The sequence below is a fragment of the Sphingopyxis sp. H115 genome (assembly GCF_001468465.1).
Taxonomy (GTDB): domain Bacteria; phylum Pseudomonadota; class Alphaproteobacteria; order Sphingomonadales; family Sphingomonadaceae; genus Sphingopyxis.
The window spans coordinates 68,063-91,911 of record NZ_LNSA01000012.1; the positions used below are offsets into that span (position 1 = coordinate 68,063).

The following is a 23,849-nucleotide window of genomic DNA, read 5'->3' on the forward strand; positions in this document are numbered from 1 at the left end:
CTCTGGCGCGCGGAGGAACTGCCATGTCGGACCTGTCAAAGGTACCCGTCACGATCATCACCGGCTTTCTGGGTGCCGGTAAGACCACGCTGATCAGCCACCTGATCCGCAACGCTGGCGGACGCCGATTGGCTGTGGTCGTCAATGAATTCGGTACTCTGGGGGTGGATGGGGACATCCTACAATCCTGCGCCATTCCCGATTGCCCGGCGGAAAACATCGTCGAACTGGCCAACGGCTGCATCTGCTGCACCGTGGCGGACGATTTCATTCCCACCGTAGAGCGCCTGCTCGCGCTTGATCCGCGCCCTGACCATATCCTGATCGAGACATCAGGGCTGGCCCTGCCCAAGCCCTTGCTCAAGGCCTTCGACTGGCCGGCAATCCGCAGTCGCATCACGGTGGATGGCGTCCTTGCGCTGGCCGATGCCGAAGCGGTTGCTGCCGGACGGTTTGCCCCCGATCTTGCAGCGCTGGAGGCCCAGCGCGCCGCAGACCCGGGGATCGACCACGAAACCCCGCTGTCCGAAGTCTTCGAGGACCAGCTTGCCTGCGCCGATCTCGTTTTGCTGACCAAGGTTGATCTGGCCGGACCTGACGGAGTCGCTGCCGCAAGGGCAGCCATTGCGGCCGAAGCACCCCGCCCCGTGCCTGTGATCGAGATAGCCGAAGGGATTGTCGACCCTCGCGTGATCCTTGGACTTGGAGCTGCCGCCGAAGACGATATCGCTGCCCGGCCCTCGCATCACGACAATGAGGATGATCACGAGCACGACGATTTCGACAGCACCGTCATCGCGCTCGGCGAGATTGCCGATCCCGCCGATTTGGTGGCGCGTATCGAAACGCTCGCCCGCGACCATCGCATCCTGCGGGTAAAAGGCTACGCTGCCGTGACTGGCAAGCCCTTGCGCCTCTTGGTGCAGGCCGTCGGGTCGAGGGTTCGTCACCAGTACGACCGCCCATGGCGCCCCGATGAGCGGCGCCAGACCACCCTGGTCGCCATCGCCGAGCATGACGATATCGACGAGCCTGCCATTCGCGCGGTGCTGGCAGGCTAAGCTAGGCCGTGCACGTCATCTTTCGCGAAACGCATGGGATGGAGGAAACGGCCATCCCACAGGATCTGGGGCAGGAGCCTGCGGATCTTGTCGTCCTGTCCTTCTCGGACAGCGATCTTGGTGCGTTCGCGGAAGGCTGGCGCCAGGCGCAAGCGGCGGATCCGGCATTTCCTTCGTTGCGGCTCGCCAATCTTGCCGCGCTGATCCACCCTTTGTCGGTCGACACCTATATCGAAAAGACATTGGCCGGGGCAAAGGCCGTGCTGATCCGGCTGATCGGCGGCACGCCCTATTGGAGCTACGGCCTTCAACAGGTCGAGACCCTCGCCCGATCGCGCGGGATTGCGCTTGCTGTCCTGCCTGCCGATGGTCGGCCGGATTGGCACCTCGACAGTGTCTCCACGCTTCCTGCCGCCACGCTGGCCAAGCTTTGCCAGTTGTGTGACGAGGGCGGCGCGGCAGCGGCGCGCGCGGCCCTGGCCGCTCTCGCGCACGCCGCAGGGCTTGGCGTCAGCACTGTGACGCAATGCACGGCTTTGCCGGCAACTGGCGGATGGCACCCCTCCTGCGGGATCATCGATCCTGCCAGCTTCAGGCCCAATGCGGATCGGCCGCTGATCCTGATCGTCTTCTACCGTGCGTACCTCGCCGCACACGACCTGCACCCGATCGCCGCGCTTCATTCCGCGCTTGAACAACGCGGCTTTGACGCGCTCTCGATCTTCGTCCCCTCGCTCAAGCCCCCTGAGGTCAGGGCACAGGTGGATCGCTGGGTGCGTTCGCTGGCGCCTGCAGCCATCGTCAATGCCACGGCTTTTTCAGCGCGGGGCGAGGATGGCGGAACGCCGCTCGACGGGGGGGGCGTTCCGGTCTTCCAGATCGCGCTTGCCACCGCACCGCGCGCAGGATGGGCGCGCACATCGCGTGGCCTCTCGCCGGCTGACCTTGCCATGCATGTCGTACTCCCCGAGATTGACGGGCGCATCTTTGCAGGCGTGTCGAGCTTCAAGGAAGCGGGCGAACGCGATCCGGCACTCGGCTTCGCTCCCTATTCGCACCGCGGCGATGACAACCGGATCGCAGCGGTCGCCGACCGCGTGGCGCGCTGGATCGGGCTGGCCCGCAAGCCGGCATGCGAACGCCGCGTCGCCCTGATCCTGTCGACCTACCCCGGCAAGGCCTACCAGATGGCGCACGCCGTGGGTCTTGACGCGCTGGCCTCAGTCGATGCGATTGTCGCCGATCTGGCAGAGGCCGGGTACAAGGTCAGCCGCCCCACCGATCTTGCCAGGCAGCTGGCGACCGAGCATCTGGTCTGGCCTTTGAATGCCTATCGCACTGCCATGTCCGCCCTGCCCGAGACGCTGCGGCAGGACCTTGCCTCGGCATGGGGAGAGCCGGAAGACGATCCGCTGGCTGTCGATGGGGCATTTCGCTTCCCGGCGCTCACGCTCGGCCAGGTGCTGGTGGCGCTTCAGCCCGAGCGGGGCGAGCCTATCAGTCGCGATGCAGACTATCACGACCTCTCGCGCTGCCCGCGGCACGCCTATGTCGCCTTCTACCTGTGGCTGGGCCAGCAGGGTACGGATGCGCTGGTCCATGTTGGCGCGCATGGTACGCTGGAATGGCTGCCGGGGAAGGCTGTAGCGCTGTCTGACGCTTGCTGGCCCGAAGCGCTGACACAAGCGATGCCGGTCATCTATCCCTTCATCGTCAACGATCCGGGCGAGGCAGCGCAGGCCAAGCGCCGCATCGGTGCTGTCACCATCGGCCATGTGCCGCCGCCGCTCGTCCCGACCGGAAGCGGCGCCGGGCTGGGCCGGATCGAGGCTTTGCTGGACGAATTCTCCAATGCCGACGGGCTGGACCCTGCCCGCCGGGACCGTCTGCAGAAATCCATCCGCGAGGAAGCTGCCGCGCTGGGGCTGGAGGCAGAGCTCGGCCTTGATACCGCCACCACTCTGGTCGAAGCGATCACCCGGATCGATCGCTTCGTCTGCGATGTGAAAGCCAGCCAGTTCGGTGACGGTCTCCACGTTTTCGGCCGCGGTGAACAGGGCGCGGCAGAGCGGAACGGGCTTCTGGCTGGGCTGGACGGCCGATGGATCGCTCCCGGACCATCTGGCTCGCCCCATCGCGGACGAACCGATGTGCTGCCGACGGGACGCAACCTCTACACGATCGATCCGCGCGCAGTACCTTCGCGCGCAGCGCATGCACAGGGCGTCGTGCTCGCCGAGGAGCTGCTCCGCCGCCATCTGCAGGATCACGGCGACTACCCGCGTGGCCTTGTGGTGGATCTGTGGGGTTCGGCCACCATGCGCACGGCTGGTGAAGAGTTTGCGATGGCGCTGCACCTTCTGGGGGCAAAGCCGATGTGGGACATGGCTTCAGAGCGCGTGACGGGGGTTGAGATTCTCCCACTCGCCATGCTCGACCGCCCTCGCCTCGATGTAACGCTGCGCGTTTCGGGCCTGTTTCGTGATGCCTTTCCCACCCTGCCCGCCTTGTTCGGTCAGGCCGTCCGGGCGCTGTGCACCAGGGACGAACCCGCCGACTGGAACCCTTTCGTTGCCTTGGCCCCAGCGCCGCGCGTCTATGGTCCGCGTCCGGGCCGGTATGGACTCGGGATCGGAGACGCGGCCGAAACCTATACCGATGATGCCCGGCGTGCGGCGGGCGAAGCATGGCTGGCAGCCTCCGACCACGCGCTGGATAGCGTTTCCGATTCCAGCACGGGAAGCGAGGCTGACCCCGATGGCATCCGTCTGCGAGTGGCCAGCGCGGACGCCTTCGTCCACCTGCAGGACCTGCCTGAAACCGACCTCTTGCTGGCCGCGGACTATGCCGGGCACGAGGCAGGCTTTGCCGCAGCCCAGGCGATTGTCGGAGGCAAGGCCGCACTCTATCATCTCGACAATCGGGACCCGAACAACCCGGCGGCCCGCACGCTGACCGAAGAAATTGCCCGCGTGGTCCGTGCCCGAGCCGCCAATCCAGGCTGGATCGCAGGAATGATGCGCCACGGCTTTCGTGGGGGCGCGGAACTGGCCGCGACGCTGGACCATCTTGGCGCTTTCGCACATCTTTCCGGCAGCGTGCCGCCGCAGCTGATCGACCTTTATCACGAGGCAACGCTCGGCCAGTCCGAAGTTCGCGCCTTCCTCGAACGCGAAAATCCCGATGCACTGGCGGCGATGGAAGCGCGCTTTGCCGCGCTGCATGCCGCGGGCCTCTGGCGCACCCGGCGAAATTCCATCCTGGCCAGCCTGCGGGAGGCACCATGACCGGATTTGCCGTCAAGGGCTGGTGCCCGGACGCATGGCACCCGATGATATCCGGCGACGGCCTACTGGTGCGGGTCAAACCCCGGCTCGGGCGGCTGACACGGGAGCAGGCGCTGGCCCTTTGCGATGCGGCCGCCACCTGCGGCAGCGGGCTGATCGACCTGACGCGGCGCGCCAATCTGCAGATTCGCGGCGTTGCCCAAGATCGCTGGCCCTTGCTGATCCAAAGGCTGATTGCGCTGGAATTAGTGCAGCCCGAGCCTGCACTCGAAGCGCGGCGCAACGTCCTTGTCGCGCCCGACTGGCAGGAGAACGACGACACCCACCGCATCGCCAACGCCCTGCTGGCCCGGATAGGCGAATGGCCCGATCTTCCCGGCAAGGTCGGGTTCGTCATCGATGCCGGCCCTGCCGCTGTGCTGACCGGCGCATCCGGCGATTTCCGTGTCGAACGCGGCACGGACGGCAGCCTCATCCTTCGCGCCGATGGTTGCCTCACCGGATCAAGCCTGTCTCCAGGCACGGAAGCGGACGCCCTGATCGCTCTCGCTCACTGGTTCGCCGCGAGCGGCGCCGCCGCAGCCGGGCGCATGGCCCGTTGGGATGCGGAACTTCCCGCATGGGCAAAAGGTGCGATCGCGCCTGCAATGGCTGAACCGGGCCATGTGCTTGGCACCGGACATCATCCATCGATCGCGCTGGCGTTCGGGCTGATAGAGGCTTCGGAGCTCGCCATCCTGCTCGAATCCGGTTCTGCTTCTGGACTGCGAACAACACCGTGGCGGCGGCTGTTGATCGAGGGGGCGGCGGCTGCCCGGACCCACCCGTCCACCGGCGCTAAACCTGATCCGCTGCCCCATGTGGAAGCCTGCCCGGGCGCACCATTGTGCGCACAGGCGACGGTTGAAACCCGTGCGCTTGCGCGCCGACTTGCGCCCTATGTCTCGGGACGGCTGCACGTTTCGGGTTGTGCCAAAGGCTGCGCCTGCTCGCAGGTGGCCGATGTCACGCTGACCGGACGCAACGGCAGGTTCGATCTGGTCCTTGCTGGCAAAGCCGGATCGCCTCCGTCCCGCTCCGGCTTGAGCGCCAGCGAAATCCTCGCGCATTTTGGAGCCGTCTGATGCCCCATGTCTATGAAACCGACGGGGCAGCGATCTATCGCCAGTCGTTTGCCACGATCCGCGCCGAAGCCGATCTCTCCCCTTTCGCGCCAGGCGAAGAGCAGGTGGCAGTGCGGATGATCCATGCGGCCGGGATGGTCGGACTTGCAGCGCATATCCGGTTCTCGTCGGGATTTGCCGATGCGGCACGCGCTGCGCTGGCCGGCGGCGCGCCGATACTGTGCGATGCGCGGATGGTGTCTGAAGGGATCACCCGCGCCCGGCTTCCCGGGAGCAACGCAATCATCTGCACGCTGCAAGATCCTGCGGTGCCTGACCTTGCACGCAAGATCGGCAACACCCGATCCGCTGCCGCGCTGGAACTGTGGCGGCCCATTCTGGCGGGTGCGGTCGTGGCGATCGGCAATGCACCAACCGCGCTGTTTCATCTGCTGAACATGCTGGAAGACCCCGCCTGCCCACGCCCTGCGGCGATCATCGGCTGTCCGGTGGGCTTCGTGGGAGCAGCTGAATCCAAGGCTGCCCTCTGGGCCGCTCCTCCTGCACCCTGCTGCGTCGTCGAGGGCCGCCTTGGCGGCAGTGCCATCACCGTGGCGGCCATCAACGCGCTGGCGAGTACGGCCGAATGAACGCCGGCACGAACATCGGCACCATTCACGGTGTCGGGCTTGGTCCGGGTGCGGCAGACCTGCTGAGCGTGCGCGCCGACCGGCTTGTACGCACGGCGCACCACGTCGCCTATTTCCGCAAGGCTGGGCGGCCCGGCCAGGCAAGGCGCATCGTGGAAGGGATGCTCCGCGCTGACGTGATCGAGTTTCCGATGGAATATCCGGTAACCACCGAAATCCCGGTATCCGATCCTCGCTACAATGCCTGCCTGTCGGCGTTCTACACGCACTGTTCGGAGCGGCTTGCAGCGATTTCGCAGCAGGGTGAGGACGTCGTCGTGCTGTGTGAGGGCGACCCGTTCTTCTACGGCTCCTTCATGCACCTCCATGCCCGCCTTTCAGGCCGCATACCGGTGGAAGTCGTCCCTGGCATCACGGGCATGTCTGGCGCCTGGACCGCGACGGACCTGCCGATCACCTGGGGCGATGATGTGATGACCGTGGTCATGGCCACGCTGCCGGAAGCCGAGCTTGCCCGCCGGATCCGCGAGACTGACGCGCTGGTGGTGATGAAGATCGGTCGGAACCTGCCCAAGCTTCGCCGCGCCGTGGCAGCCGCCGGGCGCATGGATGCGGCATGGCTGGTCGAACACGCAGCGATGCCCGGACAGCGCGTCACCATGCTGGCCGAGGCTGAGGCGGTGACCCCCTATTTCTCGATCCTGCTGATCCATGGTCAGGGGAGGCGACCATGACCGGGGAAAAGGACAAGGGTTGGCTAGCAATCGCCGGTCTGGGACCAGGAGACGAGGCACTCGTCACACCCGAAGTCACCGCCGCGCTGGCCGGGGCTACGGACGTGATCGGGTACATTCCCTATGTCGCCCGGATAGCTGCACGCGAAGGCCTGACGCTTCACCCCTCGGACAACCGGGTGGAGCTCGACCGCGCCGCTCTGGCGCTCGATCTTGCGGCGCAGGGCCGCAGGGTCGTTGTCGTATCGTCAGGTGATCCGGGGGTGTTCGCGATGGCCTCGGCGGTATTCGAAGCGCTTGAGGCAGGTCCTTCCCGCTGGCGGACGCTGGATATCAGGGTGCTGCCGGGCATCACCGCCATGCTGGCCGCCAGTGCACGGGCCGGGGCACCGCTGGGTCACGATTTTTGCGCGATCAATCTTTCCGACAACCTGAAACCCTGGGCCATGATCGAAAAGCGGCTGCGGCTGGCCGTGGAGGCGGACTTTGCCTTGGCGCTTTACAACCCCCGCTCGAAGGCACGTCCCGAAGGCTTCGCCCGTGCGCTGGCCTTATTGAAGGAGCTGTGCGGCGATGATCGCCCGATGCTGTTTGCCCGCGCCGTCACAACGCCGCAGGAAGATCTGCGCATCGTGCCGCTGGGCAAGGCGCACGATGAAATGGCCGACATGCGCACCACGGTGATCGTGGGATCAAGCCGGACGCGGATCATCGAACGTGCGGCAGGCCCTATCCTCTATACGCCCCGGTCCGTTGCGGAAGTGGCCTCATGACCAAGCCATTCCAGCACATCTTCTGCGCGACAGACCTCGATCCGGTCACCGATCACCGGGCGGTCGATCATCACGACCGGAAGCTTGAGCTGGCGCGCAGCGACAAGCTTTGCCTCGGCGCCCGTGCCACCGGCGTTCTTGCACACAACAAGGTCGATCATGTGAGACTGCATCAGCAGCCGATCACCTTCAGCCGTAAACGGCCCGCGATCGATGACAAGGTCGTGGGAGGGCAGGCCTGGGGGCGCAGCCGGAGGGTCAACAAAGCGCAGCAGGTAGTGATGCTGCGGCTGTGCGGCAAAGGCTTCCACATGCATTCGGCCCAGCGCGAGCAGGATGCGGCGCGGCGTGCCCGCAAGTTTGGCCACCGCAGCGGCAGTGTCTCTCACGCATGTCCAGCGATCGCCCGACCCGGCCTCCCATGCGGGTCTGGTCAAGGCGATATGGGCAATCCCGGCAATCCGCGCGGCCTTTATGGCATGTGCGCTCATAGTCGCGGCAAAGGGATGCGTCGCATCGACCAGATGCGTGATGCGATGGTCTTGGAGATAGGCCACAAGCCCCGCCACCCCACCAAAGCCGCCGACGCGGATCGGCACCGGCTGTGGCCGCGGGTTGTCGGTCCTGCCCGCGTAGCTGAGTGTCGTCGCAACCTGCGCTGCCGCAAGCAGGCGCGCCAGTGCGCTCGCTTCGGTTGTTCCGCCAAGCAGGAGAACATTCGGCATGGCTGACATGGACCCTCGCGCATGGTTGACGATCATCGGCATCGGTGAAGACGGCGTGGACGGCCTGTGCTCAGCGGGCCGGGCCGCGCTGGCCAGGGCCGAACTGGTCATGGGATCGGCGCGCCATCTAGCGCTGCTTCCCGCGCTTACCTGCGCGGTCTTCAAATGGCCAGTTCCCTTTGCCGACGGCATAGCCGAACTGCTGGCGCATCGCGGGCGGCGGGTGGTCATGCTGTCATCGGGCGATCCGTTCTGGTTCGGCGCAGGCGCAAGCCTTGCGCGCCATCTCGGTCCGGCGGAATGGGTTGCGCACCCCGCGCCATCGACCTTCAGCCTTGCTGCCGCCCGGCTGGGCTGGCCGATCGAGGAAACGGCCTGCCTCGGCCTGCACGCAGCGCCGCTGGACCGCTTGTGCCCCCATATCGCACCCGCCCAGCGCGCCATTGTCCTGCTGCGCGATGGCGATGCCGTTGCCACGGCGGCGCAATATCTGACCAGCAAGGGCTTCGGCCCATCGACGCTTCATGTGATGGAAGCGCTGGGCGGCCCCCATGAACGCCTCCGCGTGACGACCGCGCAAGCCCTGCCGTTCGCAGACATTGCCCATCCCGTTGCCGTGGGCATCGCGTTCGCCGGTTCAGGCAATGTCCTGCCCGTCACATCCGGCAGACCGGATGCGTGGTTCGATCACGACGGACAGATCACCAAGGCCCCGGTGCGCGCCCTGACCCTCTCGGCCCTCGCCCCGCGTGCCGGTGAATGGCTCTGGGATATCGGCACGGGTTCTGGGTCAATCGCGATCGAATGGCTGCTGGCTCATCCCGCCAACCGGGCGACCGCGTTCGAAGCCGATCCGCTACGGGCCGGCCGCGCCCGCGCAAACGCCAAGGCTCTGGGTGTAGACCGGTTGGATGTGATCAATGCCCGGATGCCCGAAGGCCTGCCGGAAGGCCCCCATCCGCATGCTGTGTTCATCGGTGGCGGCTTGTCCGACCCGCTGCTCGATGCCCTCTGGGCCCGGCTGCCTGATGGAACGCGGCTGGTGGCGAACGCCGTGAGCCTTGAATCTGAAGCCGCTCTTACCCGTTGGCATGGCGCAAAGGGCGGCAGTCTGCTGCGGATCGAACTGGCCGATGCCGTGCCCCTTGGCCAGCGGCATGGCTGGAAGGGGCGCTATCCCGTGGTACAGTGGAGCGTCACGCTATGATCGTGGCTGGCTTCGGCTTTCGGCGCGGCGCAGGCCTCGCTTCGCTGCGGGCGGCGCTGGAACTGGCGCAGGACGGGCTGCCCCCTATAACCCATTTGGCGACCGCCATCGACAAGACGTCTGCGTTGGTACCGCTTGCAGAGGCACTGGGACTGCCGATGACCGGCATCCCATCGGCGTCCCTGTCCACCACGCCTACGCCCACCAGCTCTGCCGCCAGCCTGAAGGCACGCGCGACCGGCAGTGTCGCAGAAGCCTGCGCGCTGGTCGCCGCTGGTCCGGGCGCCCGCCTTTTGCGCACGCGCCACATCTCGCCCGATCGCATGGCCAGCTGCGCCATTGCCGAAGGATCACAGCCATGACCGTCCACTTCATCGGCGCCGGCCCCGGCGCACCCGATCTTTTGACCCTGCGAGGGCGCGACCTGATCGCCGCCAGCCCGGTCTGCCTCTATGCCGGTTCGCTGGTTCCCGTGGCTGTACTCGATCACTGTCCGCCCGGTGCCCGCATCGTCAACACCGCGCCCATGACGCTGGACGAGATCATCGCCGAGATAGCGGAGGCTGACGCCGCAGGGTGCGATGTTGCCCGCCTCCATTCGGGCGACCTGTCCGTCTGGTCGGCAATGGGCGAACAATTGCGCCGCCTGCGCGCACTGGACATTCCGTTTACGGTCACGCCGGGTGTTCCCGCCTTCTCGGCGGCAGCGGCGGCTCTGGAAGCCGAACTGACCTTGCCCGAGCTCGGCCAGTCGCTGGTACTCACGCGCACGCCAGGGCGGGCCAGCGCGATGCCGCAGAGCGAGAGCCTCGCCAATTTCGCTGTGACGGGCGCGACTCTGGCTATCCATCTATCGATCCACAACCTCGCGCGGGTCGTGGCCGATCTTGCTCCCGCCTATGGCGCGGATTGCCCCGTTGCGGTCGTCTGGCGCGCCAGCTGGCCCGACCAGCGGATCGTCCGGGCCACCCTCGACACCGTCGAAACAGCCATCGCCGGCAGCATGGAACGAACCGCGCTGATCCTTGTCGGACGGGTGCTGGGGGCGGAGGACTTCGCACAAAGCAGCCTCTACGCCCACGGCTACGACCGGCGCTTCCGCCCACAGGATGCGAGCTCGCGCTTTGCAGGAGCCGGGGAATGAGCGTTTCAGGCCTGATGATCGCCGCTCCGGCATCGGGAACGGGCAAGACTACGGTCATGCTGGGCCTGCTGCGAGCGCTGGTTGAAGACGGCGCGGTGGTCCAGCCCTTCAAGAGCGGTCCCGACTATATCGATCCCGCCTTTCACCGCGCCGCCTGCGGCCGTGCGTCGTTCAACCTCGATACTTGGGCCATGAATGGCGAGCTGATCGCTGCAATCGCGGGAGAGGCTGTTGGCGCGGACATGGTGCTTGCCGAGGCTTCGATGGGCCTTTTCGATGGTGTCGCGAGCCGGGGTGCCGTTGGCAATGGCGCCAGTGCGGACATTGCACGGACAATGGGCTGGCCGGTTGTGCTGGTGCTGGACGTGTCCGGACAAGCCCAATCCGCCGCTGCAACGGCGCTCGGTTTCAAGCATCTGGATGACACGCTGCCGTTTGCAGGCGTGATCCTGAACCGGGTGGCCAGTCCCCGCCATGAACGGCTGGTGCGCCGGGGGATGGAAGCGATAGGCATGCCTGTGCTGGGTGCCCTGCCCCGGCGCGGCGATCTCACCCTGCCAGAACGCCATCTCGGTCTGGTCCAGGCTGTCGAGCATCCCGATCTCGAGCGGGCGATATCGGACTATGCCGCATTTCTGCGTGCAAATGTCGATCTGAATGCCATCCGCCATGCCGCCAGCAGCAACAGCGCCCCGCCTCCGGCCCCCGGCCAACTGCCGCTTCCCCCTGCCCAGCGGATTGCCATCGCCCGCGATCCCGCCTTTTCCTTCGTCTATCCCCATGTGCTCGAAGGTTGGCGGCGGGCTGGCGCGGAGATCATGCCCTTCTCGCCATTGGCAAACGAGGCCCCTGCCCGCGATGCCGATCTTGTCTGGCTGCCGGGCGGCTATCCGGAATTGCACGCAGGGACCATCGCTGCAGCGACGAACTTCCTGACCGGCCTGCGCCATCACGCCAAGACCCGCCCGGTCCACGGCGAATGCGGCGGCTACATGGTTCTGGGCGAGGCCTTGGTGGACAAGTCGGGAGAACGGCATCGTATGGCCGGCCTGCTGGGGCTTGTTACCAGCTATGCACAGCGCAAGATGCATCTCGGCTATCGCCAGGCCGAACTGCTGGCACCGATAGCCGGACTGGCCAAAGGCAAAAGACTGCGCGGCCACGAGTTCCACTACTCGACGATCCTCGAGCAGACAGACGCAGCGCTGGCATGTGTAACCGATGCAGATGGCGTCGCGGTTGCCGAAACAGGCTCGTATCGCGGCCGCGTGACCGGAACCTTCTTCCACATGATCGCGAACGCATCGTGAAAGGGTTCGTATCATTTGTGGGTGCGGGCCCTGGCGATCCCGAGCTGCTGACCCTTAAAGCCGTTTCTCGTCTTGAGACAGCGCAGGTGGTCCTGTTTGATGATCTGGCTGCGGGACCGATCCTGGCCCGCGCGCGCGATGACGCTGAACTGGTAGCGGTAGGCAAGCGCGCCGGTCGGCCATCTCCAAGTCAGGCCGAAGTCAGCCGTCTTCTGGTGGACCATGCCCTGGCCGGGAAGCATGTCATCCGGCTCAAATCGGGAGATGCTGGCTTGTTCGGCCGACTCGAAGAAGAAATTGAGGCGCTTCGCCATGCGGGAATCTCGTTCGAGATCATTCCTGGCGTCAGCTCGGCGACCGCCGCAGCGGCAGCTGCCGCGATACCACTGACACGACGCGAGCACGCTAGACGCGTCCAGTTCGTAACCGGACATGGCAAGACTGGCACTTTACCCGAAGACCTCAATCTATCAGCGCTTGCCGACCCTTGTGCCACAACGGTCGTCTTCATGCCAAAGCGCACATTTCCGGCGCTTGCTGCGCAGCTTGTCGCGGCAGGACTTGCGGACGATACTGCAGCCTTGTTGGCAGAAAACATTAGCCGACCGGACCAAAGACTTACCAGAAGCACTATTGCCGGACTTGCTCGGTCACTTGCCGACGGCGGATCGGATGCAACCGCACTGGTGATCTACGGCCCCATGATGGAGGAGGCATGATCCACCTCCATCTGATCGGCATAGGCACCGGGAATCCCGACCACCTGACGCGTGCTGCAATACGCACAATCAACGCGGTCGATCTCATTCTGCTGCCCCGCAAAGGCGATGCCAAATCAGATCTCCTGGACCTGCGCCACTCCATCTGTGGCGCCGCATTGGCCTCACCGGTCCGCATGGCCGAGTTCGACATGCCCGTTCGCCGACAGGATGGCGACTACACGCAGGCCGTCGACGATTGGCACGATGCGATTGCAGCGATTTGGGCAGAGCAGATAGCAGTTCACCTTCCTGATGGTGGGCGGGTCGCGCTGCTCGTGTGGGGCGATCCGTCGCTTTACGACAGCACACTGCGTATTGCCGATCGGCTCCGGACGGCTGGGGTCGACCTAACTGTTCGCGTCGAACCCGGTATCACCAGCATTCAGGCTCTTACGGCTGCTCACGCCATCCCGCTGAACGCCTTGGCCGAACCTGTCACGATCACCACCGGCCGCAGGTTGCGCCGGGAAGGCTGGCCGCTGGGAGTGCACACGATCGTCGTCATGCTCGATTCCGGCTGCGCCTTCGAAGTCCTCGATCCTGCTGGCATCACGATCTGGTGGGGTGCCTATCTGGGCATGTCGCAAGAAGCACTGGTGCATGGGCCACTTGCCGATTCTGCGCCGCAGATTGCCGCGCGCCGCGCGGAACTGCGCGCTCGCCACGGCTGGATCATGGATGTCTACCTGATGCGAAAGGAACGAGCCGATGCCTGCTGACCGCGAAGAAGAAGCTGCAAGCGCAGATGCGCGCCATGCCGAGAAAATGCGCAAGATCCAGGCTGCGCGTAGCACCATGATGGCCACCAAGACCCGCGAGCAGGGGCTGCTGATCGTTCACACTGGCACGGGCAAGGGCAAGACAAGCGCTGCACTCGGTATGGTCGTGCGCGCAATAGGACATGGCATGAAGGTCGGGGTCGTCCAGTTCGTCAAGGGCGCGATGGCGACAGGCGAAAAGACGGTGTTCGACGCTTTCCCGGAAAATGTCGAGTTCAAGCCGATGGGTGAAGGTTTCACCTGGGATACGCAAGACCGGACACGCGATATCGCTTCGGCACGTACTGCCTGGGATGAAGTCTGCCGCATGATCGCCGATCCGGCTTACCAGATGGTGGTAGCCGACGAACTCAACATCGTCCTTCGGTATGACTACCTGCCCTTGGATGAGGTTCTTAAGGCGTTTGCCGCGAAACCCGAGATGAAACATGTCATCGTCACCGGACGCAATGCGCCCGATGCACTGATCGAGGCGGCCGATCTCGTCACCGAGATGACCATGATCAAGCACCCTTTCCGCTCGGGCGTGAAGGCGCAGGCAGGGATCGAGTTCTGAGCGATCTGCCGCCCCAGTTCGATGCCGAGTTCGCGGCTCGATTTGCGCAGCTGCTGCGCTGGCGACGCGATGTGCGGCACTTCGAAGCCCGTGCTGTCGCGGAAGAGGAGATGTGTGCGCTGCTGGAGTGTGCCTCCCTCGCGCCTTCGGTCGGGAATGCGCAGCCCTGGCGGTTCGTGCGCGTGCGTTCATCCACCCTTCGTCAGGCGCTGGCCGACCATGTCGATGCACAGAACGCACAAGCAGCGCAGCAATATGCCTGCCAAGCCCGGCAGGAACTGTATCGTTCGCTCAAGCTGCATGGCCTTCGCGAAGCCCCGGAACTGATCGTGGTGTTCTGTGATGAGCAGCCCAAAGCAGGCCATGGACTTGGCATTGTCAGTATGCCGGAGATGTTGCGCTATTCATGCGTGCTGGCGATCCACACACTCTGGCTGGCGGCAAGGCTCCGCGGCATTGGCGTCGGATGGGTATCGATCCTCGAGCCCGGTGTCATCCGCGCCTTGCTGGACGTACCCGCCGACTGGTCGCTGATTGCACTGCTGTGCTTCGGATACCCCCAGGACCCGTCCCAGACACCCGAATTGGAGCGGCGGGGCTGGCAAGCCCGGGAACCTGTGACCAACCGAGTGTTCGACCGATGACCCCCAATCTATGGAGCAAGAAATTATGTTGATCCCCGTCGAGGACGGCCCTGCCGTAGTAGCATGCAACACCTGCCGACACAGCAGCACCGCAAAGGAGGATGACGCCGGTGTGCGTGGTGGCGCGCGTATGGTCGAGGCCCTGCGCGCCGTGCAGGCACGCGATGAACGCTATTCCGGTATCGCGGTGCAGGAAATGCCCTGCTTGTTCGCCTGCAGCGAATTCTGCACGGTCCATCTTCGTGCGCCAGGCAAAGTCGGGTATGTTCTGGGCCGCTTCACTCCCGATGAAGATGCCGCCGCTGCCATCCTCGATTATGCCGTCCATTATGCGCAAAGCGAACATGGCCGGGTTCCGTTCAAGGACTGGCCGCAGGGCGTCAAAGGCCACTTCATCACCCGCACACCGCCGCCGGGCTTTGTCGCGCAATGAGCACGTTTTCTTCCGTCGATGCCTTTGATGCTGCCATTGCCGATATGCCTGCGCCAGATGAAACAGCAATGGCCAGCGCGCGCAACCGGCAGTCGCAACTGACCAAGCCGCCAGGATCCCTGGGACGGCTGGAAGAGATCGCGATCTTCATGGCCGGTTGGCAAGGCCACGAAAGACCCCGGCTGGAACGGGGGCGTGCAGTCGTGTTTGCGGGCAATCATGGCGTCACGGCACGGGGCGTGAGCGCCTTTCCTCCCGAAGTCACCCACCAGATGGTGGCCAATTTTGAAGCAGGTGGCGCTGCCATCAACGCGCTGTGTGCCGCTGCCGGGCTCGATCTTCAGGTGCTGGCGCTGGAGCTTGACCGGCCAACCGCCGATTTCACCTCAGCCCCGGCCATGACCGAAAGCGAATGCCTTGCCGCGCTGTCTTCCGGGGCCGCCATGGTCGAAGCCGGCCTTGATCTCCTTGTCCCTGGCGAGATGGGCATCGGCAACACCACGGCCGCTGCAGCCCTCTGTGCAAAGGCGCTGGGAGGCGGTGCAGGCGAATGGGTCGGCCCGGGAACGGGGCTCGATCCGGCGGGCGTGGCGCGCAAGATCGGTGTAATCGAAGCGGCACTCGTCTTCCATCAGGTTGCACCGTCAACGCCTTTCGAAACCCTGCGGCGTCTGGGCGGGAGGGAAATAGCCGCAATGGCAGGTGCAATTGTCCGTGCAAGGCAACTTCGGGTGCCGGTGCTCCTGGATGGCTTCATCTGCTGCGCTGCCATCGCGCCGATCTTTGCCGCCGAACCTGCAATTGTCGACCATTGCCTGGCAGGGCATTGTTCGGCCGAACCTGGTCACAAACGGTTGCTCGAGCGGTTCGGTCTCGCACCGCTCCTCACTCTGGGCATGCGCCTGGGCGAAGGGAGCGGCGCTGCGGTCGCGGCCCAGATCGTGCGTTCAGCTCTCGCCGCACACAACCAGATGGCCACTTTTGCCGAAGCTGGCGTGGCTGCTGGCGTATGAGCGAGTTTTTCCTGCACCTCATGCGGCATGGCGAGCCCATCCACCCCGGTCTGCTTCTCGGAAGGACCGATGCGCCTACGACGCCCGAGGGCGTCGCATCATGCGTGGCACAGGTCGAGGAACTGTCGTTCCAGTCGATTGTATGTTCCGATCTCCAGCGCTCGGCAGAGGCAGCAAGAGCTATCGCCGATCCAAGAGGGCTGCACCCGATCCTCGACTCACGGTGGCGCGAACTGGACTTCGGCGACTGGGACGGTCTGGCACCCGCTAAGGTCGACAGTGCCGCGATCAGCGCGTTCTGGGACGACCCGGACGCCAATCCGCCACCCGGTGGTGAGCGCTGGTCTGCTCTGGTTTCGCGCGTGGAAGCGGCCTTGGCCGCAATCCCGCCGCAAGACACGCTGGTCGTAACGCATGGCGGAGCAATCCGGGCTGCGCTGGCCAGCCTGTTCGGCTTCGGACAGCGGCAGGTCTGGGCGTTTGACCTTCCCTATGCCGCGCTGATCAGCCTGCGGGTCTGGCCGGGAACGCCGCGCTCAGCCCAGATCGCGGGCCTTTGGACATGAAGCGCCCGATCGCATGAAAGGCTTCCTCATCGCACTCCAGTTCCTCACCCGTTTGCCGACACCCCGGCTCACGGTTTCTGCCGAGGAATTCGCCCAGTCCATGCGCTGGTTTCCAGCTGCTGGGCTGGTGATTGGCCTTATCGTTGCCGGGGCCGCCTGGGTTGGAGCAAGGACCGATCCCTGGACCGGAGCCCTTGCCGCCTTGATCGCCTGGGTTCTCGTCACCGGAGCCCTTCACCTGGACGGTCTGGGAGATATGGCCGATGCCAGCGGCGCGGCCCACAAGGACCGCGAGCGGCTCCTGGCCGTCCTGGCAGATCCGCATGTCGGCAGCTTCGGCGTAACGGCCATCACCATGCAACTGCTGACCAAGCTCGTGCTGCTGCATGGCATGATCGAGCACAGCCAGTTTCTGGCACTGATCTGGGTGCCGGTCGCCGCGCGCATCGCGCCGCTGGCATGGACCTTGTTGCTATCGCCGTTGCACGATGGCCTTGGTGCGCGCTTTCGGGGCGCGATCAGGCCGATCGATCTGGCGCTGTGGGCCGCAGTACTTCTCGCCACCACGGTGGCGTTTCCTGCATTGCTCATTGCGGTTCCTGCTGCGGCACTATGGGGCCTGTGGATCAAGCGCGCTATTGGCGGCATCTCGGGCGATGGACACGGCGCCGGAATTGAACTGATCGAGGCGGCGCTGCTGCTGGCGCTTGTCGTGATGGCGGCCGCATGACCCGCGATCGCTGGACATGGCACGGCGGCGGCCTCTCTGCGGCCCGCGCGCATTTCGGCGACGATGCGCGTGGTTGGATCGATTTTTCCACCGGGATCAATCCGCATGTCTGGCACGGTGCAGGGGCGGTGGAGATCGATTGGCGTGCCCTGCCAGACGAAATGGCCCTGCGCGCGCTGGAGCAAGCGGCCGCCGCCAGCTTCGGGTGTCATGCCGATCATGTCTGCGCGGTGCCAGGCACCGAAGTTGGCCTTCGCCTCGCCGGCAGGGTGCTGGGCGATGACGTCTGCCACGCCGTTCCATCCTATCGCACCCACGGCGAGATGGCGGCCTCCAGCCATCCCGTAACGCTTGGCAATCTGGCGCTGGCCGATGGATCAAGCCTGATCCTTGCCAACCCCAACAACCCGGATGGCGTCCTGCTTTCTCGGGAAGCCTTGAGCGATCTTCTGGTGCGGCGTGGTCGGAAAGGGTGGCTGGTAATCGACGAAGCCTTTGCAGACTGCCACCCCGACCACAGTTTCGCCGACCAAGTTGATGATCGGCACAGACTCCTGATCTTTCGGTCCTTCGGGAAATTCTTTGGCCTCGCCGGATTGCGGCTCGGTTTTGTGCTGGGCCCTCGTCCGATCCTGGCGAGTCTGCGTAAGCAGCTAGGTGCCTGGCCGGTCTCGGCGGCTGCGATCGCCATCGGCACCCGCGCCTATCAGGATATCGCCTGGCAGGACGCGATGCGGGAGCGCCTCATCGCCGAGGCCACCAGCTTCGATCAGCGCTTGGCCTCGTTCGGTTTGTTGGCAAGCGGCGCATGCCCACTCTTCCGGCTGATAACGACGCCGGACGCGTCACACCTGTTTGAACGTCTTGCCCGGGCTGCGATCCTCAGCCGCCCCTTCGCCGATAAACCGGATTGGTTACGCTTTGGCCTGCCCGCCAACGACGAGGCGATGGAGCGTCTCTGTGCCGTGCTCGAAGACCATGGCTGAACCGTTCGCGCTCATGGCCCTGGTGCTGGATGCTGCCATTGGCTGGCCTGGCGCGCTGTATCGCCGTGTCGGACATCCGGTCGGCCTGTTTGCCCGGATCATCAATGCCTGCGAAGGCGCATGGAACCGGCCAACTCACTCAGACGGCATACGCAAGACGCTCGGCGTCATGACCGTTCTGATACTGCTGGTGCTGACAATCGGGGCTGGACTTGGCCTTACCGCGCTCGCCCGGCACCTGCTGGGCTCATGCTGGTGGCTTGGTGCCGCAGCACTGGCCTGGCCCGCTCTGGCCCAACGCAGCCTCTACGATCATGTTCTTCCCATCGCAGTCGCACTGGAGCAGAATGATCTCGAAAGTGCGCGCCATGCCGTCTCCATGATCGTCGGGCGTGATACCGACACCCTTGATCGCGCGGGTGTGGCACGAGCTGCAATCGAAAGTCTGGCCGAAAGCTTTTGCGACGGCATCGCCGCGCCGCTGTTCTGGCTGGTTATCGGCGGCCTGCCCGGCGTCTGGGCCTACAAGGCGATCAATACGGCAGACAGCCTGATCGGCCATAAGGAAGCGCGCTGGCGCGCCTTTGGGTGGGCTGCGGCGCGCACGGACGATGTGATGAACCTGCTGCCGGCTCGGCTTGGCGGCGTCGTGGTATGTCTTGCCGGCGGCGGAGGGTGGGCCACGCTGTGGCGCGATCACCGCCGCCACGCCTCACCCAATGCAGGCTGGACCGAGGCGGCCATGGCGGGCGCGCTAGATCTCGCGCTCGCGGGACCAGTGTCCTACGATGGTGTGACCCATGCCAAGGACTGGATCGGCAGCGGGCGGCGCGATGCTGGCGCTGCTGACGTCAGGCGCGCTTTGCGCATTTATGTCCGCGCCTGCCTGTTGCTCTGGGCCATCGTGGCCGCTCTCACCTGGAAGGATATCGTATGGGCGCTCTGATGTTGCAGGGCACGGGTTCCGATGTCGGGAAATCGGTGCTGGTTGCCGGGCTGTGCCGCGCCCTTGCCAATCGCGGGCTGAGCGTTCGCCCGTTCAAGCCCCAGAACATGTCGAACAATGCTGCGGTTACCGTCGATGGCGGCGAGATCGGCCGCGCCCAGGCTTTGCAGGCTCTAGCATGCCGGGTCGAACCGCACACCGACATGAACCCGGTACTGCTCAAGCCTCAGGCCGACCACACATCGCAATTGGTCGTTCACGGCAAGGTCCGCGGCACGCTGGGCGGTGGCAATTTCCGGCACAAGCGTGGCGAACTGCTGCCCGAGGTCATGGAAAGCTGGCACCGGCTGCAGGCGCAGTGCGATGTCGTCGTGGTTGAAGGCGCCGGCTCGCCGGCGGAGATCAACCTGCGGGCAGGCGACATCGCCAACATGGGCTTTGCCCGTGCTGCCGGTGTGCCAGTCGTGCTGGTCGGCGATATCGATCGCGGCGGCGTCATTGCTGCGCTCGTTGGCACGAGGGCGGTATTGGACCCGGACGACGCGGCGATGATCCGGGGTTTTCTCATCAACAAGTTTCGCGGCGATCCGGCGCTCTTTGCCGACGGTTATCGGCAGATCGAGGCGCTTTCGGGCTGGCGAGGCTATGGCGTGGTGCCCTGGCTGCGCGCCACTGCCCATTTGCCAAGCGAAGATGCGGTCGTGCTTGAACGAACCGCACGCGAAACCGCCGGTCGCCTGAAAATCGCCTGCCCGATCATCCCCCGGATCGCCAATTTTGACGATCTCGATCCGATCAAAGCGGAAAGCTCGGTCGAACTGGTCATGGTACCGCCAGGCCAGCCCATCCCCGGTGATTGTGCGCTGATCGTCCTGCCCGGATCAAAAGCCACGATCGCTGATATGAAGGCGATGCGCGAACAAGGCTGGGACATTGATATCCTTGCGCATCATCGGCGCGGTGGAAAGGTCCTGGGCATCTGCGGCGGCTATCAGATGCTCGGCCGCCGCATCGCCGATCCGGAAGGGATCGAGGGACCACCTGAAGATATCCCCGGTCTGGGTCTGCTGGATGTCGAAACGGTCCTGACCGGAGATAAGGCGCTGCGCCAGGTTGCAGGCACTGCGCTCGATCAAGCCTTCACCGGCTTTGAAATGCACATGGGCGTGACCAGCGGTCCCGATTGCCGTCACCCCTTTGCGCTGCTCGGCGAAGGGCGGCCCGACGGCGCAACCAGTGCAGACAGGCAAGTCACGGGCACTTACGTCCACGGAGCATTTGCCAGCACGGCGCTGCGTTCAGCTCTGCTCGGCATGCTCGGCGCGCAGTCGGACGGGATCGACCATGATGCGAAGGTGGATGACGCGCTCAATGCGATCGCGGCTGAGCTTGAACATCATCTCGATGTGGATGGTTTGTTGAAACTCGCAATGGGGAAAGACGATGCGTAGCCTGTTCGTGATTGGCGGAGCGCGCTCGGGCAAGAGCCGCTATGCACAGGCCAGAGCCGAGGCGACCGGCCTGTCGCCAGTCTTCATCGCTACGGCTCAAGCTTTCGACGAGGAAATGCGCAACCGTATCGTTCGGCACCAGGCGGATCGCGGCGTGGAATGGGAAACGGTCGAGGCCCCCCTTAAACTTGCGGAAGCGATCGAGTTGCATGCCTCACCCGACCGGGTCTTGCTGGTGGACTGCCTCACGCTATGGGTGACCAATCTCCTGATCGGCGATCACGATATCCCGGCGGCAGTCCGCACACTCATTGAGACCATCACGGTTGCGCAAGGGACCCTCATACTCGTCAGCAATGAGGTCGGATTGGGCATCGTCCCGGAAAACCAGTTGGCGCGCCGGTTTCGGGATGAGGCCGGGTTTCTTCATCAACGTGTCGCGGCTTGCGCGAACGAGGTGCAGTTGCTGTGCGCTGGCTTGAATTTGCAGTTCAAATGAAAATGTCCCATTGTATTAATGGCATATTTGGAATTCAAATTGCGCGAGAGCCGGCCAGAAAGACCGCCAGAAGCTGGATCATGGCGCTGCCCATGGCGATGGTTGGCTGCCCGGTTTGGAAGGCGTTCATAACGTTGATGCGGCTTGTCGGGACATCTTTTTCCGCGACGAGAGTGCCTATCTGGTGGCGGAAAACTCTAGACCCAAGCGGTTCAAAGTTGGGTAGCAGTGCAACTTGGCGTCGGACTCTGCTCAAAATCGGTTACATTTCAGACCACCGTCACGGTGTATGTGCGCGCGGTAAGTGTCGCGGTGGCTCCCTTGGTCCTTGGGGCACCGCGTTTCAGCCTGAACCTAGGCTAGAGAAAGCTCTTGCCAGCGTGGTTCTCAAACAAAGCCGCATCTCGGACATAGCCAAGCAGCACCTCCACCTTTTTCTGTCGCGAGACCTCCTGCATTTTTGGCAGTGAAGCACCAGCCTTCGCAGCTTCGGTCAGGAATCCCGATCGAAGCGAGTGCGCCCCGACCGCAGCCGGATCGAGACCGACCTTCTCGGCGTAGCGCTGGATCAGGCGAGCAACCGAGCGATCTGACATGGGCTCCTTCGTCATCAAGCCCTGAGCATCGGTTCGATAGAAAAGGGGCCCCGCCTCCCCTCCCCTGACGCTCAGCCATTCGTTGAGGCGGGGACCGGGCTTGAGCACCTTGCCCGACGGAACTGCGATGACCTGCCCCTCCCCCTCCTGGTCGGTCTTCGAGTGCCGGATCGTCAGCTTGAGCCCTTCGCGCACGAGCTCGAGATCGGCGAGCTGCAGAGCGACCAGCTCCGAGCGCCGAAGTGCTGCTGCAAGGCCCAGCGCCATGACCGCACGGTCACGGATTGCCCTCGGGCTCGATCCTTCTGCAGCCGCAATCATCCGCGCCAGATCGGCCGCCAGAATGGCGCTCTTCTTGCGTGTCGGCCGTGCGCGCTGCTCGCGCCGAATGCCGGCGAGCGTATCGGCGATGACATCGCGGGGATCACGGTGCTGCGGCGCCACGTGCCCCGCCTGCCTGTGGTGCCAGGCAATGGCAGCAAGGTGCCGCCCGATCGTACTGTCCGCCCTCCCCGCTTGAGCCAGTGACGCCAGCCAGGTTGCAACCACCTCGGGCATCGCGGGCATGGGCTCAAGGTCGCGCGTCCAGCACCATTCTTCGAACTGCCGCCAGTCGCTGTCATAGGCGCGGACGGTGTTCGCGGCCTTGGATCGCGCCCTGTAGGAACGGGCGGCCTCGATTTCGGCGGCGAGCTGCGGAGGGATTGCCTGTCCGAGCGAGACGAGGCCCTCATCGATCGGCACCTCAACGATCAGCCCGGTGCCGTCAGCCAAAGCGCCTCTCCTTCATGCTCGATCGCGCCGCTGGTTTCTTCGGCGTTCTGCCCTTGGGAGAGCGGCGGCGTCGCAGCGGATTTGAGGCACTCTATATAGATTGTCGTGTTGTCCGTGAAGGGCTCTTATCGGACAGCAAACCCACCGTACAAGCTGGGTATACTTTTTATGCCATTTATATACTATCTGGCCGATGGTATCCGCCCCAGCACCTTGGCAACTGACGCTTGCCCGCATCGAAGGCGCCCTCCCCTTCATCTCACCCGAGTTGTCCGAATGCCTTGCGCTGGCCTCACTTCGGCGCCTCTGGCGCGTGCATGTGCGCGATTATCCGTTTGATAATCTTGGAATTGAACACAATCCGGGGCTCGAAGCGAGCGAGCTGATGCGCTCGTGGTATTCCGAGGAACGCCGTCAGTTCTTGTCGTGGATTAGCCGGCGAGGACACCCTCCCCTCGCCCATGCTGCCAAGCTGGTCATGGCCGCCAAGAACCACTCTGAAGGGTTCACCGAGACCTATTGGCCCGCCGATCGCGCGCTGGAGCGGCTTGACGCGCTGCTACCAAGCCGTGACCCGATGAGCACCTTGCTTGAATGGCTGACGGAACTGAGAACGGAAGAAATCGACTTTCTCGAAGGCGGCAGCGAGATGGTCCAGGTCGGAGGGTTCGCGGTAACACGTATGGCACCGCGTGGGGCGGCCTGGGCGGCATCGCTCGCTGCTGCCATGCGGCCACACTTGTTTGGGCTGGGCTCGGCGCCAATGGCGCTTGCTGGGGTCATGCCGCGGGCTCTGTTCCGTGAACTTCACGAGGAACCCCTGCCCGTCCTATTAGGCCGTGCGCTTCAGGCTACCGCTGAGAGTGCAGCCGCAGACCTCCGTGCCATGCAAAGGGCTCACCTGCAGGCTGAGGGAGCACTTTCAGGCCTGTACGCCTCCTCGACGGCTCCCCTGGCTTGGCGTCTGGTAGCCGGCATCGGACCTCTCACCCGTGCGGAGCTTGCCAGAGGCCTTGGGGTGACCAAGCGAACCGCTTCACAATCAGTTGCGGCTATGGTGACTGCCAGCATGGTCAGCCTTCGAACTTCCGATGGAGCAATCGTCCCAACGGACACGTGAA

General features: G+C 64.6%; 25 protein-coding genes. 23 read left to right on the forward strand and 2 right to left on the reverse strand.

Going from position 1 to position 23,849, the window contains the following annotated elements:
• The first annotated feature begins 23 nt into the window (after positions 1-23).
• Genes cobW through cobJ form a run of 6 tightly spaced genes read left to right on the forward strand, consistent with a single transcriptional unit; the run spans position 24 to position 7,608 of the window.
• Positions 24-1,061, forward strand: a complete 1,038-nt coding sequence (cobW, locus tag ATE71_RS10425) for a cobalamin biosynthesis protein CobW (RefSeq protein ID WP_039330625.1) — start codon at positions 24-26, stop codon at positions 1,059-1,061.
• Positions 1,062-1,069: 8 nt separating this feature from the next.
• A complete protein-coding gene (cobN, locus tag ATE71_RS10430; RefSeq protein ID WP_039330627.1) occupies positions 1,070-4,348 on the forward strand; it encodes a cobaltochelatase subunit CobN in 3,279 nt (1,092 codons plus the stop codon).
• A complete protein-coding gene (locus tag ATE71_RS10435; RefSeq protein ID WP_039330629.1) occupies positions 4,345-5,472 on the forward strand; it encodes a cobalamin biosynthesis protein CobG in 1,128 nt (375 codons plus the stop codon). The genes cobN and ATE71_RS10435 overlap by 4 nt, the downstream gene beginning before the upstream one ends.
• Positions 5,472-6,101 carry a precorrin-8X methylmutase gene (locus ATE71_RS10440; protein ID WP_039330631.1) on the forward strand — a complete coding sequence of 210 codons (630 nt, stop codon included), beginning with the start codon at positions 5,472-5,474 and terminating at the stop codon, positions 6,099-6,101. The genes ATE71_RS10435 and ATE71_RS10440 overlap by 1 nt, the downstream gene beginning before the upstream one ends.
• Positions 6,098-6,835: a precorrin-2 C(20)-methyltransferase gene (gene cobI, locus ATE71_RS10445; protein WP_039330633.1), complete on the forward strand. Its 738-nt coding sequence runs from the start codon at positions 6,098-6,100 to the stop codon at positions 6,833-6,835. Before ATE71_RS10440 ends, cobI begins: the two co-directional genes overlap by 4 nt.
• A complete protein-coding gene (gene cobJ / locus ATE71_RS10450; RefSeq protein WP_039330635.1) occupies positions 6,832-7,608 on the forward strand; it encodes a precorrin-3B C(17)-methyltransferase in 777 nt (258 codons plus the stop codon). Before cobI ends, cobJ begins: the two co-directional genes overlap by 4 nt.
• Here the strand turns inward: cobJ and ATE71_RS10455 are convergent.
• The gene (locus tag ATE71_RS10455; RefSeq protein WP_039330637.1) at positions 7,572-8,333 is read right to left on the reverse strand and encodes a cobalt-precorrin-6A reductase; all 762 of its coding nucleotides are present in this window, start codon (positions 8,331-8,333) and stop codon (positions 7,572-7,574) included. The two genes, cobJ and ATE71_RS10455, sit on opposite strands and share 37 nt — an antisense overlap.
• On the opposite strand from ATE71_RS10455, the gene ATE71_RS10460 reads away from it, so the two are divergent.
• The 16 genes from ATE71_RS10460 to cobU are packed head-to-tail and all read left to right on the forward strand — an operon-like array spanning position 8,332 to position 21,358.
• The gene (locus ATE71_RS10460; RefSeq protein ID WP_039330640.1) at positions 8,332-9,540 is read left to right on the forward strand and encodes a bifunctional cobalt-precorrin-7 (C(5))-methyltransferase/cobalt-precorrin-6B (C(15))-methyltransferase; all 1,209 of its coding nucleotides are present in this window, start codon (positions 8,332-8,334) and stop codon (positions 9,538-9,540) included. The genes ATE71_RS10455 and ATE71_RS10460 overlap by 2 nt on opposite strands.
• The gene (locus ATE71_RS10465; protein WP_039330641.1) at positions 9,537-9,902 is read left to right on the forward strand and encodes a cobalamin biosynthesis protein; all 366 of its coding nucleotides are present in this window, start codon (positions 9,537-9,539) and stop codon (positions 9,900-9,902) included. Before ATE71_RS10460 ends, ATE71_RS10465 begins: the two co-directional genes overlap by 4 nt.
• Positions 9,899-10,684 carry a precorrin-4 C(11)-methyltransferase gene (cobM, locus tag ATE71_RS10470; RefSeq protein ID WP_039330643.1) on the forward strand — a complete coding sequence of 262 codons (786 nt, stop codon included), beginning with the start codon at positions 9,899-9,901 and terminating at the stop codon, positions 10,682-10,684. The genes ATE71_RS10465 and cobM overlap by 4 nt, the downstream gene beginning before the upstream one ends.
• The gene (locus tag ATE71_RS10475) at positions 10,681-11,994 is read left to right on the forward strand and encodes a cobyrinate a,c-diamide synthase (protein WP_039330645.1); all 1,314 of its coding nucleotides are present in this window, start codon (positions 10,681-10,683) and stop codon (positions 11,992-11,994) included. The genes cobM and ATE71_RS10475 overlap by 4 nt, the downstream gene beginning before the upstream one ends.
• A complete protein-coding gene (gene cobA, locus ATE71_RS21700) occupies positions 11,895-12,713 on the forward strand; it encodes a uroporphyrinogen-III C-methyltransferase (protein WP_230962559.1) in 819 nt (272 codons plus the stop codon). Before ATE71_RS10475 ends, cobA begins: the two co-directional genes overlap by 100 nt.
• The gene (gene cobF, locus ATE71_RS10485; RefSeq protein WP_039330650.1) at positions 12,710-13,474 is read left to right on the forward strand and encodes a precorrin-6A synthase (deacetylating); all 765 of its coding nucleotides are present in this window, start codon (positions 12,710-12,712) and stop codon (positions 13,472-13,474) included. Before cobA ends, cobF begins: the two co-directional genes overlap by 4 nt.
• Positions 13,464-14,090 (forward strand): cob(I)yrinic acid a,c-diamide adenosyltransferase, encoded by a 627-nt coding sequence (gene cobO / locus ATE71_RS10490; RefSeq protein WP_039330652.1) that lies wholly within the window; start codon positions 13,464-13,466, stop codon positions 14,088-14,090. Before cobF ends, cobO begins: the two co-directional genes overlap by 11 nt.
• On the forward strand, positions 14,087-14,734 hold the full coding sequence (gene bluB, locus ATE71_RS10495; protein WP_081095568.1) for a 5,6-dimethylbenzimidazole synthase: 648 nt from the start codon (positions 14,087-14,089) through the stop codon (positions 14,732-14,734). Before cobO ends, bluB begins: the two co-directional genes overlap by 4 nt.
• A gap of 25 nt (positions 14,735-14,759) precedes the next feature.
• Positions 14,760-15,167: a DUF1636 domain-containing protein gene (locus ATE71_RS10500; protein ID WP_039330657.1), complete on the forward strand. Its 408-nt coding sequence runs from the start codon at positions 14,760-14,762 to the stop codon at positions 15,165-15,167.
• Positions 15,164-16,180 carry a nicotinate-nucleotide--dimethylbenzimidazole phosphoribosyltransferase gene (gene cobT, locus ATE71_RS10505; RefSeq protein ID WP_039330659.1) on the forward strand — a complete coding sequence of 339 codons (1,017 nt, stop codon included), beginning with the start codon at positions 15,164-15,166 and terminating at the stop codon, positions 16,178-16,180. Before ATE71_RS10500 ends, cobT begins: the two co-directional genes overlap by 4 nt.
• Positions 16,177-16,746, forward strand: a complete 570-nt coding sequence (locus ATE71_RS10510) for a histidine phosphatase family protein (protein WP_039330661.1) — start codon at positions 16,177-16,179, stop codon at positions 16,744-16,746. The genes cobT and ATE71_RS10510 overlap by 4 nt, the downstream gene beginning before the upstream one ends.
• Positions 16,747-16,759: 13 nt before the next feature.
• Entirely contained in the window at positions 16,760-17,476 is a 717-nt protein-coding gene (gene cobS, locus ATE71_RS10515; RefSeq protein ID WP_039330663.1) for an adenosylcobinamide-GDP ribazoletransferase, read from the forward strand.
• Entirely contained in the window at positions 17,473-18,462 is a 990-nt protein-coding gene (locus ATE71_RS10520; protein ID WP_039330665.1) for a threonine-phosphate decarboxylase, read from the forward strand. Before cobS ends, ATE71_RS10520 begins: the two co-directional genes overlap by 4 nt.
• On the forward strand, positions 18,455-19,408 hold the full coding sequence (cbiB, locus tag ATE71_RS10525; protein WP_039330667.1) for an adenosylcobinamide-phosphate synthase CbiB: 954 nt from the start codon (positions 18,455-18,457) through the stop codon (positions 19,406-19,408). The genes ATE71_RS10520 and cbiB overlap by 8 nt, the downstream gene beginning before the upstream one ends.
• Positions 19,396-20,859: a cobyric acid synthase gene (locus ATE71_RS10530; protein WP_039330669.1), complete on the forward strand. Its 1,464-nt coding sequence runs from the start codon at positions 19,396-19,398 to the stop codon at positions 20,857-20,859. Before cbiB ends, ATE71_RS10530 begins: the two co-directional genes overlap by 13 nt.
• Complete coding sequence (gene cobU, locus ATE71_RS10535; RefSeq protein WP_039330671.1) at positions 20,852-21,358, forward strand: bifunctional adenosylcobinamide kinase/adenosylcobinamide-phosphate guanylyltransferase; 507 nt, start codon at positions 20,852-20,854, stop codon at positions 21,356-21,358. Before ATE71_RS10530 ends, cobU begins: the two co-directional genes overlap by 8 nt.
• A 359-nt stretch (positions 21,359-21,717) precedes the next feature.
• On the opposite strand, the gene ATE71_RS10540 is transcribed toward cobU, so the two are convergent.
• Complete coding sequence (locus ATE71_RS10540) at positions 21,718-22,728, reverse strand: site-specific integrase (RefSeq protein ID WP_230960947.1); 1,011 nt, start codon at positions 22,726-22,728, stop codon at positions 21,718-21,720.
• A gap of 193 nt (positions 22,729-22,921) precedes the next feature.
• Between ATE71_RS10540 and ATE71_RS10545 the strand changes: the two genes are divergently transcribed.
• Positions 22,922-23,848, forward strand: coding sequence for a hypothetical protein (locus ATE71_RS10545; protein ID WP_058803369.1), 927 nt, complete (start codon positions 22,922-22,924; stop codon positions 23,846-23,848).
• Position 23,849: the final 1 nt, after the last annotated feature.